The sequence below is a fragment of the Rhodococcus sp. SGAir0479 genome (assembly GCF_005484805.1).
Lineage (GTDB): Bacteria > Actinomycetota > Actinomycetes > Mycobacteriales > Mycobacteriaceae > Prescottella.
This window is the reverse complement of the sequence record NZ_CP039432.1, coordinates 3,891,187-3,905,841: the sequence shown is the minus strand read 5'-3', so window position 1 is coordinate 3,905,841 and position 14,655 is coordinate 3,891,187. Positions and strand designations below refer to the sequence as shown.

Below are 14,655 nucleotides of genomic sequence, written 5' to 3'. Positions count from 1 at the left end.
CTACCGCGTGGCAGGGTGAGCGCATGCCGGGATCCAGTGCCGACTCGCGACGAGTCGGGCCCCGCAAGCGCGATCTCGTGCTGCGTGCGGTCGTCGACGAACTCACCCGTACGCCGTACGCGCAGCTGACCGTCGAGCGCATCGCGGAGGCCAGCGGGGTGCACAAGACGACGCTGTACCGCTGGTGGTCCGGCAAGGCCGAGTTGGTCGCCGACGCACTCGCGACACTCATGGACACCGGCCCGGTACCGGACACCGGCAGCACGCGCGGCGACCTGGCCCAGTGGCTGGCCGGCACGGTGCGCAACTACGCGGGCTCGCCGCTCGGTGCCGCGATGCCGGCGCTCATCAGTGATCTGGCGTCCACGCCGGAGGGGCTCGCGGCGTTTCGTACGGCGTTTCTGGCGGAGCGGCGGAACAACTGCGCCGAGGTGGTCGAGCGGGGAGTGGCGCGGGGCGACCTCCCGGAGGAACTCGACGTGGACCTGTTCATGGACACACTCGCCGGCGCGGTGTTCTACCGTCAGGTCGTCACCGGCGGACGGGTGGACGCCGACACGGCCGCGCGGGTGGTCGACCTACTGGTACCGGCGGCGGCGAGTGGCGCCGGCCAGTAGCGCCGCGACCACCAGGACGACGGCGGCGCAGACGAAGGCCGCACGGAACCCGTCGCCCAGCATCGGCGCCACCACGAGCGGCCCGAGGATCTGGCCCAGCCCGTAGATCGCGGTGAGCGCCGCTGCCGCCCGCGGAATACCCAGTCCCAGTGCCGAATCCATCGCCAACAGCGTGATGCCCATGAACGTTCCACCGAACAGGACGGCGGCGAGCAGGGCGGCCACCGGACCGGCGACCAGTGCGGGCAGCAGCGCCGAGACGGCCTGCAACAGCAGTGCCGCGGTGAGCAGGCTCTCGGCGGATCGGCGCCGCAGGGCCCACGCCCACAACAGTGGGGACGGGACGGCCGCGAGCCCGACCACCACCCATGCCGCGGGGCCCGTCCACTCCGCGCCGCCCGCCGACACCGCCGCCACCAGGAACGTCCCCAGGACGATGTAGCCGACACCTTCCAGGAAGTAGGCCGCGCCCAGCGTCCACCACCGCGCCGACGGGGTCGCGCGCGGTCGCGGACCGCCGCCCGGCGACGGGGGCGCGGCGCCCGGGGGAAGTCCCCACGCGAACGCGGGGTAGCCGGCCGTGACGACGGCCGCGACGATCCACAGGGCGGTCCACGACACGATCGGTCCCAAGGCGACGACGAGCACACCCGACGTGGCGATACCGACGCCGACACCGGTGAACGTCACGCCGGCGGACGGGTGGCCCACCACCGCGGTGGCGCAGTAGACGAAGACCACAGCGCTGGCGATGCCCGCCACGACGCGCGCCACCGACCACAGAGCCACGTCGGTGCCCACGATCATCGCCACCTCGCTCGCGACGAGAGCGACGATCGACGCCCGGAAGAGAGCCCGCGAGCGCGCGCCCGACGGGCGGACGGCCAGTGCGACCGCGCCCACGAAGTAGCCGAGATAGTTGGCGGTCGCGACCAGCGCGGTATCGGAGTGCGAGACGCCGGTCTGCTCCTGCATCAGTGGCAACAACGGCGTGTAGACGAAGCGGCCGACACCCATGGCCGCCGCGAGGCCGGCGGCCGCGCGCAGCACCGTCACCCGGGTGGGCCGGCCGGATGACGCGGTCACGGTGCGCACCGGGGTGCTCACATGATCTCCTCTCGTGCGGTCGTTCGGTTCGACGCTATGTCGGCAGGCGGCCATGCAGAAATGCCGTTCCGGACGGATCTATGCTCGACGGTTATGAATGTGGAGTTGCGGCATCTGCGGGCGCTGGTCGCCGTGATCGACGCCGGAACCTTCACGGCCGCGGCCGAGCGGCTGAACATCACCCAGCCCGCGCTCACCCGCACGATCCAGCAACTCGAGGCGGCGCTGGGCACCCGGCTGCTGGAGCGCACGTCACGGTCGCTGGCCCCCACCGAGGCCGGACTGGCGTTCTCCGAGCGTGTCCGGGGCGTTCTCGGCGAACTGGATGCCGCGATCGCGTCCGCGCACAGCAGCCGGACCGTGCGCCTCGGGTTCAGTTGGCTGCTGCCCGACCCGTGGGCGCACGACACGATCACCGCGTGCGAGAGACGCTCCGGTGCGCGCGTGCTGCTGCACCGGTGCGACGATCCGCTGAGCGCCCTGCGCGACGGCGTGATCGACGCGGCCGTCATGCGCGGCGACGTCTCCGGCGCGGCGCTGGCGGTGCACCACCTTTTCTCGGAGCCGCGAGTGGCCGCGGTCAGCGCCCGCTCACCGCTCGCGGAGCGGGACCGGCTGACGTGGGCCGAACTGGGCACCCATCCGCTCGTCGTCAACACCCTGACCGGGACCACCCGCGCCGAGTCCTGGACCGAACCCGATCCGGGCCGGGCGATCGTGACCTGCACCAACTTCGACGAGTGGCTCGAACTCGTCGCGGCCGACCGTGGGGTCGGTGCGGTCCCGGTGGCCGCGCGTCGCCGCGTACACCACCACAACGTCCGGTTCGTCGACATCGCCGACGCGGCGCCGACCGCGGTGAGTCTGGTCTACGTCGCCGGGCGCGTCACGCCCCTGCTGCGGGTACTGCGCGACTGCGCGCTGGCCGAGGCCCGGCGGTTCCGGGCGGAAACGCGGTGACGGGAGGCGCTCAGCGCTTCTTACCGAACCGCAGCTTCCACGGCACCAGCGCCGACTCGAGCTGGACCCCGAAGCTCATCTTCGACACGCCCTCGATGCGCTCCTCGAACGTGATCGGCACCTCCGCGATCCGCATGCCGCGGCTGGTGGTGCGGTAGTTCATCTCCACCTGGAACGAGTAGCCGTTGCTGTTGATCGACGCGACGTCGATGGCGTTCAGGGTGCGCGCGTGCCACGCCTTGAACCCGGCGGTCGCGTCCTTGACCCCGAGTCGCAGGATCGCGTTGACGTAGAAGTTGGCCCACGCCGAGAGGGCCTTGCGGTGCCACGGCCAGTCGCTCGCGACGGCGCCGCCCGGCACGTACCGGGAGCCGAGGACGACCGCGGCGTCCGTCGTGGTGAGGGTGGAGATCATCGTCGGGATGACCTCGGCGGGGTGCGACAGGTCGGCGTCCATCTGGATGACGATGTCGGCACCGTCCTCGAGCGCGCGGGTCATGCCGGCCACGTACGCGCGGCCGAGGCCGTCCTTGACGGTGCGATGCAGAACCCGGATGGGGAGCGGGCCGTCGATCGCGAGCTTCTCGGCGACCTCCCCGGTGCCGTCGGGGGAGTTGTCGTCGACGACCAGCAGATGCAGGTTGGGGACCTCCAGCGCCGCCAGCCGCTCGACGAGCTTCGGCAGATTGTCGCGTTCGTTGTACGTGGGTACAACGACGGTCGTCTTCGGCGAGCTGCTGTCCATGATGCCTTCCTGGTGATCACACGCTGTCGTCCCGGCAGAAAACGAGTGTGGTCATGAATGCAGACGAAGGCAACTTACCTGGGGTTTTCCGGGGATTCGGGCACCTACCCCGTGATGTTCACCATCCACGTCACACCGAACCGGTCGGTGCACGACCCGAACGTGTCGCCCCACATCTGCTGCTCGAGGGGCACCTGCACGCTGCCCGACGCGGACAGCTTGTCCCAGTATTCACGCAGTTGGACGGCGTCGTCGCCGCTCAGACTCACGGCCATGTCGGTGCCCGCGCGATGTTCCATACCGGGCGGTGTGTCCGCGCCCATGATCGTGTAGCCACTGTCGGTCTCGAGCATCGCGTGCATGATCCCGTCGGCGTCCACGGGCGCCCCCATGTCGCCGAACGTGCTCATGTTCAGCGTGCCGCCGAACACGTCCTTGTAGAACTCCATCGCCTGTCGGGCGGTGCCGGCGAAGCTGATGTAGGGGTTGAGACGAGTGGCCACGGGGTGCTCCTGGGGTCGTCGCTGGTGTCGGGTCGGACGCGGGCACTGCTGTTCGCCAACCGACGGTACCGCCGGGCGGTGTGCGTGGGCGGCGGTTCCGCGGCATTGGAACGCCCGGGGTCCTGGTCGGGGTCAGGACCGCCCGGGCGGATTGTGAGCGGCCCTCGAGAGGAACGAGCCGCCCACAAGCTCTTCGTCGGCGTCAGGGCGCGACGTCGCCGACGCCGGTGAAGCCGTACCGGTCGCAGGGGCCGATGATGCCGACCTCGAAGAGGCCGGAACCGACGTGCTGCGCGCCGTTCTCGGTCAGTGTGAAGCGGCTGAGGTTGTCGACCGGACAGAACATCTTCTTCCACGGCTCGATGTCGGCGACCTTCTCGCGCAGTCCCTGGACGACGAGTTCGCCCTGCCACATACCGTGCCGCCAGTCCTGTTCCAGCCCGTAACCGGTTCCGACGCCGAGATAGTGGGGGAGCACCGGTTCGACGGTGACGGTGAGGATTTCGTCCGGCTTGCCGTAACCGCCGGGCCGATGGAACTCGAGGGTCGCGTGCGCGACCTCGCGGGTTCCGGAGACGAACGAGAGCTCGTGCTCGGGCCGGCCGAGCCATTCGGGCTCGCGGGTGCGATCGGTCCATACCCGCGTGGCATCCTCGATGATCCGGCGACCCTGACGGTCCTCCTGCATGATCGCCACGATCGAGAACTCGTCGAACTGCATGATCGTGTAGATCCAGAAGAAGTTCTGCTCTCCCGCGAGGGCAGGATCGCCGCGCCGACCCGGCGGCTCCGCCTCGCCCACCGGTCGCACACCCCACGACCGGTCCCGGTTGCCGCGCCACGTGTCCGGGGTGGCGGACAGCGTCTCGCCGTCCACGGTGAGTGTGCCGCTCCACCGTCCGGTCTGGACGAACCGCTGGGTGTCGAACGTGACGCGCTCGAGCTGACGGTGGAAGTGCCTGGCCTCCAACGACGCCGGGACGTCCGACTCGAAGGTCAGGTCGAACGACAGGTCCGGCGCCTCGGTCGTCGGTTCCAGCACCACACGCAGCCGGTGCAACCCCTCGACCACCTCGATCCGCAGCGGCCCCACTGCGACGTCCATGCGGTCCGAACCCAGTGCCTTCGAGGCGCGGGCGACGATGTGGTCGTCGCCGCGACGCAGCACCGCGAACCCGTCCGTCACCCCGAGATTCGGGTACTGGCCCAGGCCCACGATGAGGAACAGCGGTTCGCCGTCGTAGTCGATGCCCGGGTGGCAGTTGAAGTAGTAGCGGTCGTAGAAGTTCCGGTCCGACGTGCCGACGTGCCGGATCGGTTCGGCGATCTGGTGGACCGGGAAATCGTCCATGGGGGAGAGCATCACTCGACCTCCGTTCCGCCGACGCGGTCCCAATAGGTACCGGCCAGCATTTCCTCGACCGTCTTGCGGTGCAAGATCATGTCGTCCGGATCCGCCGGTGCGTCGGCCTGGCCGAACGCGACGGTGCGACTCTGCACGCGGAACATGATGATCGCGTGACGCAGAGCCGCGTACATCGTGTAGAAGTTCAGATCGGTGGCCGTGTGCCCGGTCATCTCGCGGTAGGTGTGGACGACGTCGCCGCGCCGGAGGAAGTCGGGCAGACCGGGCAGACCGGCCATGCCGGCGAGATCCTCGAAGAACCGGTGGATGAAGATCATCCACCCCAGATCCAACTCCCGGGGCCCGAGAGTGGCCATCTCCCAATCGAGTACGGCGACCGGTTCGAAGTCGCGGTAGATGATGTTCCCGATCCGCGAGTCGCCCCAGCACAACACGGCCGGGCCCGTGACGGTGGGCCGGTGTTCGTCGAGCCAGTCGAGGCCGCGCTCGATCAGCGGTGAGCGCGGACCGGTCTCGACCGCCCACTCGTAGTAGCGGCGCTGGGCGGCCACGTGCGTCCGCAACGCCGTATCGGCCGTCACCTCCTCGGCACCGGGATCCGGGGACAGGCTCGGAAACAGCTGTGCAGGAGCGGCTATCGCATGCAGGTCGGCGAGAATGCGCACCGACGAGTCCTGCAGGCGTCGGCGGTCCTCGGCCGTGGCCTCGGAGAGCCACGATCCGAAGTTGTACGGCATCACGTCCGGTGGGATCTGCCCGTCGAGTCGCTCCATCACGAAGAACTCTCCGCCGAGGGCCTCGGGCGACGACTCGGACCAGTAGACGTGCGGGACCGGGACGGGGGAATGTGCACCGACCGCCTTGATCACCTGATACTGCTGCTCCAGGTCGTAGGACGGGAAGATCGGCACCCCCGACGGCGCCGGGGCGATGCGGGCCACCAGCCGGTGATGTCGCCGCTGACCGTCCTCGTTCCACACGGCGTCGAAGAGGATGGTCTCGTTGGACATCCCGTTCGCGGCCGGCACCTCGACGTCGGTGACCTCGGGATCGGCGCCGGGGGGCAGCTTGGTGCCCAGCCACTGCTGCAGACGAGTACCGAGCTGCGCCGGGTCGGTGCGCGACTCCCCGGGACGGGCCAGCTCGGAGTAGTCCCGGTCGTCGGTCGTGTACTCGAAACTCATGGCGACCTCTCGGCGCTCGGTCGAGGCATGCACCTCGTGCGTGTGATTCGTTGCGGTACAGCGTGGACAGCGGGCACAGCGGCAGTCGAGGTCCGCGGTGAGGTGCGGACACGGAACGCGATAGCCGATACATGACGTATCGACTATGACGTGACACAATGTAACGGCCGTCACACTTCCATGCAAGGGGTTTCATCGAATGTCCAGGCAGCGGCGTGCTCAGCATCGACTAGGGCCGCAACGCAATCCCGCGATCGACGAGGCGGTGCTGCGGGCGACGAGGGAACTTCTGGTCGAGAGCGGCTATGCCGGCACGTCGATCGACGCGATCGCGGCGCGGGCGGGTGTCGGCCGCCCGGCGATCTATCGCCGGTGGGCCTCCAAGGCCCACATCGTGCACGATGCGGTCTACCCGGTGATGGAGTCGGAGAACGTCTCCGATCTGGAGATCGGCGCGGAGATCGCACGACTCACCCATGGCGCGGTGGCCCTCTTCGGGAGCCCCGCGGCCCGGGAAGCGGTACCCGGGCTGATGTCCGAGGGGCGCAGCAGCGCGACCCTCCGCCAGACGTTGGTGACCGACCAGCTCGAGGTGATCCGGGAGGAACTGGGGCGCCGGATCTCGCAGGCGATCGAGGCCGGCGAGCTGCGCGAGGGCGTGGACCCCGACGTCCTGCTCGACGTCGTCGCGGGCGCGGCGATCTTCGCGCAGTCCGCTCGCGACGTGCAGGACCAGGCGTCACTGGCCGCGTCCCTGGTCGACATCGTGCTCAACGGGGTGCTGCCGCGCCGCGCGGACGGCGCCTCTCCTGAACAGTTGGAACCGAACACCGGACGAGGAGTGAACACATGAGTGCAGCCGCCGACCTGATCACCGAGTTCTGTGGACGGTGGGCCGACCCCGATCCCGCCGTGATCGCGGACTATTTCACCGAAGACGCGGTGTACCACAACATTCCGATGGAGCCGGTGAAGGGACGTGCCGCGATCGAGGAGTTCCTCGGGGGCTTCCTGGCGGCGTTCGACGGTATCGACTTCCGGATCCATCGCCAGGTCGAGGCCGGTGGCATCGTGATGAACGAACGCACCGACGTCCTGCGCGGTCTCGGCAAGGAGACCGCGCTCCCGGTCATGGGGGTCTTCGAAGTGGTCGACGGCAAGATCGCCGCGTGGCGCGACTACTTCGACATGGGGGCGATCACGACGGCGTTCGGCGGCTGACCCAGGGGGCGGCCCGAGCCGTCGGGCGCGCGAACCTACACAGCCGCCTGCGGGAAAGAAAGGCCTTACGAGATAGTTGGACGCCCTATAACCTGCGTCACATGAGTGAGGATCCACGCACCGACACCGTCGACGGCATACTCCGACGGGCCGCCGCGAGGCAACCCGGCCGCACCGCGCTGACGTTCGGCGACCGCAGTTGGACGTACCGCGAACTCGACGACGCCGTCACCCGGGCCGCCGGAAGCCTGCTCGCACTGGGTCTCGGGTCCGGCGACCGCGTGGCCGGCTACGGCGTCAACTCCGACGCCTACGTGATCGGGTTCCTGGCGTGCGCGCGGGCCGGGCTGGTACACGTTCCGGTGAACTACGCCCTCACCGGCGACGAACTGCACTATCTGCTCGCGCAGTCCGGCGCGCGGGCGGTACTGGTGGACCCCGCGCTGCGCGCCGGCCTCGAGGCGGTCCGAGCGGACCTCGACGTCGAGCACGTCGTGCCGTTGCGCGACGAGGCAGGAGCGCTGGTCGACGCAGTTCGAACCGGCGTCCTGCCGGAACTCGGGGTCCGGGCGTCGGGCAGTGACCTGGCGCAACTGCTGTACACGTCCGGGACGACGTCGAAGCCCAAGGGCGCCATGATGTCCCATGGTGCGTTGGTGCACGAGTACGTGTCGGCGGTGATCGCGCTCGGATTGGACGCCGACGACAATCCGCTGGTCTGCATGCCGCTCTACCACTCGGCGGCGATGCACGTGTTCATGCTGCCCTATCTGTCCGTCGGGGCGACGGTGCACCTGATGCAGTCCCCCGACATTCCCGAGATCCTGCGGCGGATCGAGGTCGACCGGATCGGTTCGCTGTTCCTGGCGCCCACGGTGTGGGTGCCGCTCGCCGGGCATCCCGACCTCGACGCGCGGGATCTGTCGTCGCTGAAGAAGGCGCAGTACGGGGCGTCGATCATGCCCGTCACCGTGCTGGGACGACTACGGGAGCGGTATCCGGCGCTCGGCTTCTACAACTGCTTCGGACAGTCCGAGATCGGTCCGCTCGCAACGGTGCTCGGCCCCGGCGAGCACGAGGACCGGCCGTCCTCGTGCGGTCGCGCGGTCTACTTCGTCGAGGCGCGGGTGGTCGACCCCGACGGCAACGACGTTCCCGACGGCGAGCCCGGTGAGATCCTCTACCGCTCTCCGCAACTGTGCAACGGGTACTGGGACAATCCGGAGGCGACGGCAGAGGCGTTCCGCGACGGCTGGTTCCATTCGGGTGACATGGTGACCCGCGACGCCGGTGGTTACATCACGGTGGTCGATCGCATCAAGGACGTGATCAACACCGGCGGGATCCTGGTCGCGTCGCGGGAGGTGGAGGACGCCCTCTACACCCATCCCGGGGTCGCGGAGGTCGCGGTGATCGGGGTCCCCGACGAGAAGTGGATCGAGGCCGTCACGGCAGTCGTCGTCCTGCGTGAGGACGCCGATCCGGAGGAGGTCACCGCCGAGGTCCTCGTCCGGCACGTGCGCGAGAGAATTGCACCGTTCAAGGTGCCCAAGCGGATTCGCTTCGTCGAGGCGCTGCCACGGAACCAGAGTGGGAAGCTGCTCAAGCGCGCGTTGCGCGGCGATCTCGATCCGGTCTGACCGGTAGACGTACGCCTCGGCCCGGCATCCAGGGAACCGGTGCCGGGCCGAGGGACGTCGGGCCCGGGCCTACCAGGTGACGACGACTCCGCTGTCGCGCAGCCAGATCAGCGGATCGACCTGGGAACCGCCGGGCGCCCACGCTTCGAAGTGCAGGTGCGGTCCGGTCGACTGACCGCGGTTGCCGACGGTGGCGATCTGCTGTCCCGTGGCGACGCGCTCGCCGACGCTCACGAGGTACGTGTCGACGTGGCCGTAGACGGTGATGGTGCCGTCGTCGTGCTGGACGCGAACCCACTGTCCGAATCCCGAGGCTGCACCGGCGTTGATGACGACCCCGCCGGCCGCCGAGAAGATCGGGGTGCCGAGGTTGGCGCCGATGTCGATGCCGTTGTGGTGGGTGCCCCACCGGGGGCCGTAGCTCGATGTCAGGAAGCCTGCGACGGGCTGGACGACGGCCGGCGGGGGCGGGGGCAGGACCGGCACGGGCATGGGCGCCGGAACAGGTTCCGCGACCGGCGCCGGCGCGGGCACCGGGTCCGGAATCGGCGCGGGCACCGGGTCGGGCATGGGTGCGGGCACTGGGTCGGGCATGGGTGCGGCCTGCGGCTCCGGGGCGGGCGCGGGGGCGATCAGTTTGGGTGCGGCAATCCAGTTCGCGGCGGACGCGGGCGTCCACACGGAGAGGCTCGCATCGGCGGCCGCCGGGATGTCGATGCCGGGCAGGAACTGGCCGGCGGGCAGCTGCAGCGCGATGTTGCCGTCCTGGGACGGCCGGAGAACAGCAGCGGACGCCGTGGCGGCGCCCACCTGGACACTGCCGGCGACCAGGGCGCCGGTCGCAGCGGCGACGACCGCGAGTCGGAGGGAGGGGCGACGGAGAGCGGGCGCGATCGGGGCGACGACGCTCGGCGTGCTGTGGTTGTCGGCCACAGTGGATACCTCATTTGTGGTCTCGGGTCGGTCCGCGAGGACGACGACCGTGGAACGATCGCCGGAAAGGTAACAAACAGGTATCGACACGTCCACCGTGATCAAAAATTTATCGTGACGTGGTAAGAACCGACCGGTGTCGCCGGTATTGGCAGGTCAGGCGTGTTTTTCGCCCCGCCGAGGCTGCGCACCGTCCAGTCTCCGGACCGTCGTACCGGTCGGTTGCATGAGCGCCGGGGCGGAGTTATGGGAGGTCATACCGCCGAGTCGACGGCGGCGCGAACGAATTACGTCACTGTGACGCGGCACCTGCCGGCCGAGAAACCGAGCAGCCGGTCCACGACACACGCAACGGCAGGCCCCGGAGGCGGGGAACCGCGGAGATGTGACCGCAATCTCACCGGACGGGTGCGGGCGGAGCGCCTATCCCTTGAGCTTTTTCATCGTGAGGTGGGACTCGATCTTGGAGATGGCGGGCTGCTCCATGAGCTTGGTGCGCAGGAAGACTTCGAAGGCGTTGAGGTCGGCGACCGCGACCCGGATGAAGTAGTCGGGGAGTCCGATCATCCGGCGGAATTCGACCACCTCGTCGAAGGCGCCCACCTGGGACTCGAACTCCTCGACGGTCCTGCGGTCCTGCGAGGCGATCTCGGCGTTGACGATCACCTCGCAGCCGCGGCCCACGGCGTCCGGGTCGACGACGGCCTGGTACCCGACGATCACGCCGTCGGACTCGAGCCGGCGCACCCGGCGCAGGCACGGCGACGGCGTGAGACCGACGCGGTCAGCCAGCTCGGCGTTGGTGAGACGCCCGTTCCGCCGCAACTCACGCAATATTGCGCGATCGAGATCATCCACAGCAGAATATTGCGCGCTGACGCCGAAAGAGGCAATAACTCGCAATCAACTGCCAGGCTCAGCGCACTATTATTGCGGCGTGACCAGCGCGTTTACCGACCCGGAGCTCGACATCTCGGCCACCGCGCGACGGTCGGACCTGCGCGCCGCCGCCCGGGACACCGTGTCGGTCGGCTTCGGGCTCTTTCCTCTCGGCCTGGCGTTCGGCCTGTTGCTGGTGCAGTCCGGCTTCCCGTGGTGGTGGGCGCCGATTTTCTCGGTGACGATCTACGCCGGCTCTCTGGAGTTTCTCGCGATCGGATTGGTGCTGGCGGTCACCCCGCTGGCGTCGATCGCGATGACGACGCTGCTCGTGAACTTTCGGCACGTCTTCTACGCGCTGTCCTTCCCGCTGCATCGCGTCCGGGGAAAGGCTGCGCGCGTGTACAGCATGTACGCGCTCACGGACGAGGCGTACGCGGTGACGGCCGCCAAGGATCCGCAGACGCTGAGCAGCCGACGAGTTCTGTTCATCCAGGTGTTCTGTCAGCTCTACTGGGTGCTCGGCGGCGTCGTCGGCGCACTCGCCGGGAGCGCGCTACCGATGGAGCTCACCGGGCTCGACTTCGCGCTCACCGCGCTGTTCGTGGTGCTGGCGGTGGACGCTTTCCGGGTGCGGCGAGATGTTCCGACCCCGGTCCTGGCGCTGCTGAGCGCGCTGGCGGCGCTCGTGATCGCTCGCGACCAGATGCTCGTCGTCGCGATGAGCCTGTTTCTCGCCGCGCTCCTCGTCCGCTTCCTGTGGCTGCGTCGCCGAGGAGCCGTGGATGCCTGACGTCTCCTACATCCTCGTCGCCCTGGCCGTGATCATGGCCGTGACCTTCGCGCTGCGTGCCGTGCCGTTCGCGGTCATCGCACCGCTGCGCTCGTCGGCGCTCGTCCACTACCTCGGCGCGCACATGCCGGTGGGCATCATGCTCGTCCTCGCGATCTACACACTGCGAGACGTCTCGCTCGCCCCCGCGTCCTCGGCACCGGCGGGCGTCGCCCTCGCCGTGACGGTCGGTCTGCACCTGTGGCGATCGCACGCGCTGCTCAGTATCGTCGGCGGCACCGTGGCATTCATGGTTCTGCAGAACTGGGTGTTCGGCTGAACCGGAGTACGCAGCTCGTCGCGGTGACGCGCGCGCTCGTCGCACAGAAGCGCTCCGTCACCGATCCGTGGGGCACCTCCCCGCCCGAATTCGCACGTCACGGCCGTTTCGATGGGTTGTGTCCGCGATTTCAGCGGCGTGTCGAGCGTTAGCCTTGTCACTGTGATGTCGCACGTGGATCAGACCGGATCGCTGTCGAGCTCGGCCCCGAGTTCGACCAGGATTCGCAGCTCGGTGTTCCGGGAGAAGGTGACCTCCGCCGCGGCGGCCGTCGAGTTCATCCACCCGCACGACACAGTGGCGATCAGTGGCTTCGCGAGTGCCGGCACCCCCAAGGCGATCATCCCCGCGCTCGCCGACCGCATCCACGCCGTGCGGGGCACCGGCGCGAACTTCACCATCAACCTGCTGACGGGCGCCTCGGTGTCCACGGGCACCGAGCGGCTGCTGGCCGAGGTCGACGGCATCTCGCTGCGTATGCCGTACCAGTCGGAGCCGACGGCGCGCCGCAACATCAACAGCGGGCGGATGGACTACGTCGACATCCACCTCTCGCACGTCGCGCAGCAGGTGTGGGAGGGCTACTACGGCAACGTCGACGTCGCGGTGGTCGAGGTCGCCGGCGTCACCGAGTCCGGGGAGCTCATTCCGTCGGCGTCGATCGGCAACAACAAGACCTGGCTCGACGTCGCCGACCGGATCATTCTCGAGGTGAACTCGTGGGTGCCCGAGGCGATGTCCGGCATCCACGACATCTACTACGGCACCGCGCTGCCGCCCTACCGCAAACCGATTCAGCTCACCGCTGTCGAGGACCGTATCGGGCAGCCCACGCTGCGGGTGGACCCCGCCAAGGTGGTCGCGGTGGTCGAGACCGACGCCCGCGACAGCGCCAGCCCCCTGTCCGCGCCCGACGAAGTGAGTCGAGCCATCGCGGCGCACGTGCTCGATTTCTTCGATTACGAGGTGTCGAAGGGCAGACTGACCGCGGACGGCCTGCTGCCGCTGCAGTCCGGCATCGGCAACGTCGCCAACGCGGTGCTGCAGGGCCTCGACGCCGGCCCGCACAAGGGCCTGACGTGCTATTCCGAGGTGATCCAGGACGGGATGCTGCACCTCATCAAGCACGGCACCGTGCGGTACGCGTCGGCCACGTCGCTCGCCCTGTCCGAGGCGGGTATCGACGAGCTGCTGTCGAACATCGAGTTCTACCGCAAACACATCGTGCTGCGCCCGCAGGAGATCAGCAACCATCCCGAGATCGTCCGCCGCCTGGGCATCATCGCGATGAACGGGATGCTCGAGGCCGACATCTACGGCAACGTGAACTCGACGCACGTCATGGGCACCAAGATCATGAACGGCATCGGTGGTTCCGGTGACTTCGCCCGCAACGGCTACCTGTCGATGTTCCTGAGCCCGTCGACGGCCAAGGGCGGTGCCATCTCGTCGATCGTGCCGATGGTCCCCCACGTCGACCACACCGAACACGACGTGCAGGTGCTCGTCACCGAGCAGGGCCTGGCGGATCTGCGCGGTCTGTCGCCCCGCAAGCGCTCCCGCGTCGTGATCGACAAGTGTGCGCATCCGGACTACCGGGCACTGCTGCTCGACTACGTGGACCGGGCCGAGCGGTCGCCGTCGGCCGGACACACGCCGCACCTGCTCGGCGAGTCGCTCGCGTTCCACCAGCGGTTCGAAGCCACGGGGTCGATGCTGCGGAACTGACCGGGTCCGTGCCGGTTTCGGCCGGCACGAGGGCCGTCGCTCACGATCCGAGCAGCCCGGCGACCAGGTCGTCGACGATCTCGTCCGTCGGAGTGTCCGGCAGCAGCGGCGTGGTGAGGCGGTCCAGGAGCAGCCCGTCGACGGCGTAATGGAACAGGGCGATCTCGCGGGCGCCGCCGGGAAGCCCGGCCGCGGCATTGAAGGCGACGTCCGCCTCGAACCCGGATCGCCCCCAATCCGCCATCAGCGCCGCGACTTCCGGGTTGCGTGTGCTCTCGAGTCGCAGCTCGAACAGTGCGAGCGTCACCGCGCGGTTGGCGGTGAGGCGCCGGACGATGTCGCGCACGTAGTCCGCGAACAGCTCTCGGCTCGGCTCACGCTCGGCCAACGCGGCCAGGACGTCCGCGTCCGGGGTCAACCGCTCACCGATGCGCTCGACCAGTCCCGCGACGAGGGCGTCACGGCTGCGGAAGTAGTTCGACGTCGTGCCCGTCGGGACACCGGCCTCCCGATCGACCGCGCGGTGGGTGAGGCCCCGGGCGCCCTGTTCGGCCAGGACCGTCAAGCCCGCGTCGGCGAGCAGCTGCCGACGCTCGTCGTTGCGTGCCATGGCGAACATGCTAGCCGAATCACTACAGATGTTGTACATTTCGTTGCACA

16 protein-coding genes are annotated in these 14,655 nt (G+C 68.9%); 8 read left to right on the top strand and 8 right to left on the bottom strand.

Annotated elements, in window-relative coordinates:
* Positions 1-23: 23 nt before the first annotated feature.
* Entirely contained in the window at positions 24-617 is a 594-nt protein-coding gene (locus tag E7742_RS18075; RefSeq protein WP_137800204.1) for a TetR/AcrR family transcriptional regulator, read from the top strand.
* Here the strand turns inward: E7742_RS18075 and E7742_RS18070 are convergent.
* The gene (locus E7742_RS18070; RefSeq protein ID WP_368076926.1) at positions 579-1,724 is read right to left on the bottom strand and encodes a YbfB/YjiJ family MFS transporter; all 1,146 of its coding nucleotides are present in this window, start codon (positions 1,722-1,724) and stop codon (positions 579-581) included. The genes E7742_RS18075 and E7742_RS18070 overlap by 39 nt on opposite strands.
* Positions 1,725-1,817: 93 nt before the next feature.
* On the opposite strand from E7742_RS18070, the gene E7742_RS18065 reads away from it, so the two are divergent.
* Positions 1,818-2,684 (top strand): LysR family transcriptional regulator, encoded by an 867-nt coding sequence (locus tag E7742_RS18065; RefSeq protein ID WP_137800202.1) that lies wholly within the window; start codon positions 1,818-1,820, stop codon positions 2,682-2,684.
* A gap of 10 nt (positions 2,685-2,694) precedes the next feature.
* On the opposite strand, the gene E7742_RS18060 is transcribed toward E7742_RS18065, so the two are convergent.
* The 4 genes from E7742_RS18060 to E7742_RS18045 form a co-directional block, all read right to left on the bottom strand.
* The gene (locus E7742_RS18060) at positions 2,695-3,429 is read right to left on the bottom strand and encodes a polyprenol monophosphomannose synthase (protein WP_137800201.1); all 735 of its coding nucleotides are present in this window, start codon (positions 3,427-3,429) and stop codon (positions 2,695-2,697) included.
* A gap of 104 nt (positions 3,430-3,533) precedes the next feature.
* On the bottom strand, positions 3,534-3,932 hold the full coding sequence (locus E7742_RS18055) for a VOC family protein (protein ID WP_137800200.1): 399 nt from the start codon (positions 3,930-3,932) through the stop codon (positions 3,534-3,536).
* 202 nt (positions 3,933-4,134) lie between these two features.
* Positions 4,135-5,295: a hypothetical protein gene (locus tag E7742_RS18050; RefSeq protein WP_137800199.1), complete on the bottom strand. Its 1,161-nt coding sequence runs from the start codon at positions 5,293-5,295 to the stop codon at positions 4,135-4,137.
* On the bottom strand, positions 5,295-6,482 hold the full coding sequence (locus E7742_RS18045) for a phosphotransferase family protein (RefSeq protein WP_137800198.1): 1,188 nt from the start codon (positions 6,480-6,482) through the stop codon (positions 5,295-5,297). Before E7742_RS18045 ends, E7742_RS18050 begins: the two co-directional genes overlap by 1 nt.
* Positions 6,483-6,681: 199 nt before the next feature.
* Here E7742_RS18045 and E7742_RS18040 point away from each other — a divergent pair, with 199 nt between their 5' ends.
* The 3 genes from E7742_RS18040 to E7742_RS18030 all read left to right on the top strand — a co-directional run bounded on the left by E7742_RS18040 (position 6,682) and on the right by E7742_RS18030 (position 9,343).
* The gene (locus tag E7742_RS18040) at positions 6,682-7,335 is read left to right on the top strand and encodes a TetR/AcrR family transcriptional regulator (RefSeq protein WP_137800197.1); all 654 of its coding nucleotides are present in this window, start codon (positions 6,682-6,684) and stop codon (positions 7,333-7,335) included.
* Positions 7,332-7,703 carry a limonene-1,2-epoxide hydrolase family protein gene (locus tag E7742_RS18035; protein WP_137800196.1) on the top strand — a complete coding sequence of 124 codons (372 nt, stop codon included), beginning with the start codon at positions 7,332-7,334 and terminating at the stop codon, positions 7,701-7,703. The genes E7742_RS18040 and E7742_RS18035 overlap by 4 nt, the downstream gene beginning before the upstream one ends.
* A 101-nt stretch (positions 7,704-7,804) precedes the next feature.
* A complete protein-coding gene (locus E7742_RS18030; protein ID WP_137800195.1) occupies positions 7,805-9,343 on the top strand; it encodes an acyl-CoA synthetase in 1,539 nt (512 codons plus the stop codon).
* Positions 9,344-9,412: 69 nt separating this feature from the next.
* Here the strand turns inward: E7742_RS18030 and E7742_RS23540 are convergent, their stop codons facing one another.
* Both E7742_RS23540 and E7742_RS18020 read right to left on the bottom strand, forming a co-directional pair.
* Complete coding sequence (locus tag E7742_RS23540; RefSeq protein WP_254699057.1) at positions 9,413-10,276, bottom strand: M23 family metallopeptidase; 864 nt, start codon at positions 10,274-10,276, stop codon at positions 9,413-9,415.
* 423 nt (positions 10,277-10,699) lie between these two features.
* A complete protein-coding gene (locus E7742_RS18020) occupies positions 10,700-11,134 on the bottom strand; it encodes an Lrp/AsnC family transcriptional regulator (RefSeq protein WP_137800194.1) in 435 nt (144 codons plus the stop codon).
* Positions 11,135-11,213: 79 nt separating this feature from the next.
* Here E7742_RS18020 and E7742_RS18015 point away from each other — a divergent pair, with 79 nt between their 5' ends.
* The 3 genes from E7742_RS18015 (at position 11,214) to E7742_RS18005 (ending at position 13,995) form a co-directional block, all read left to right on the top strand.
* Positions 11,214-11,948 (top strand): AzlC family ABC transporter permease, encoded by a 735-nt coding sequence (locus E7742_RS18015; protein ID WP_137800193.1) that lies wholly within the window; start codon positions 11,214-11,216, stop codon positions 11,946-11,948.
* Positions 11,941-12,267 (top strand): branched-chain amino acid transporter permease, encoded by a 327-nt coding sequence (locus E7742_RS18010; protein WP_137800192.1) that lies wholly within the window; start codon positions 11,941-11,943, stop codon positions 12,265-12,267. The genes E7742_RS18015 and E7742_RS18010 overlap by 8 nt, the downstream gene beginning before the upstream one ends.
* A 165-nt stretch (positions 12,268-12,432) precedes the next feature.
* On the top strand, positions 12,433-13,995 hold the full coding sequence (locus E7742_RS18005; RefSeq protein WP_175420522.1) for an acetyl-CoA hydrolase/transferase family protein: 1,563 nt from the start codon (positions 12,433-12,435) through the stop codon (positions 13,993-13,995).
* Positions 13,996-14,035: 40 nt separating this feature from the next.
* Here E7742_RS18005 and E7742_RS18000 read toward each other — a convergent pair whose 3' ends face one another.
* On the bottom strand, positions 14,036-14,605 hold the full coding sequence (locus tag E7742_RS18000) for a TetR/AcrR family transcriptional regulator (RefSeq protein ID WP_137800190.1): 570 nt from the start codon (positions 14,603-14,605) through the stop codon (positions 14,036-14,038).
* Positions 14,606-14,655: the final 50 nt, after the last annotated feature.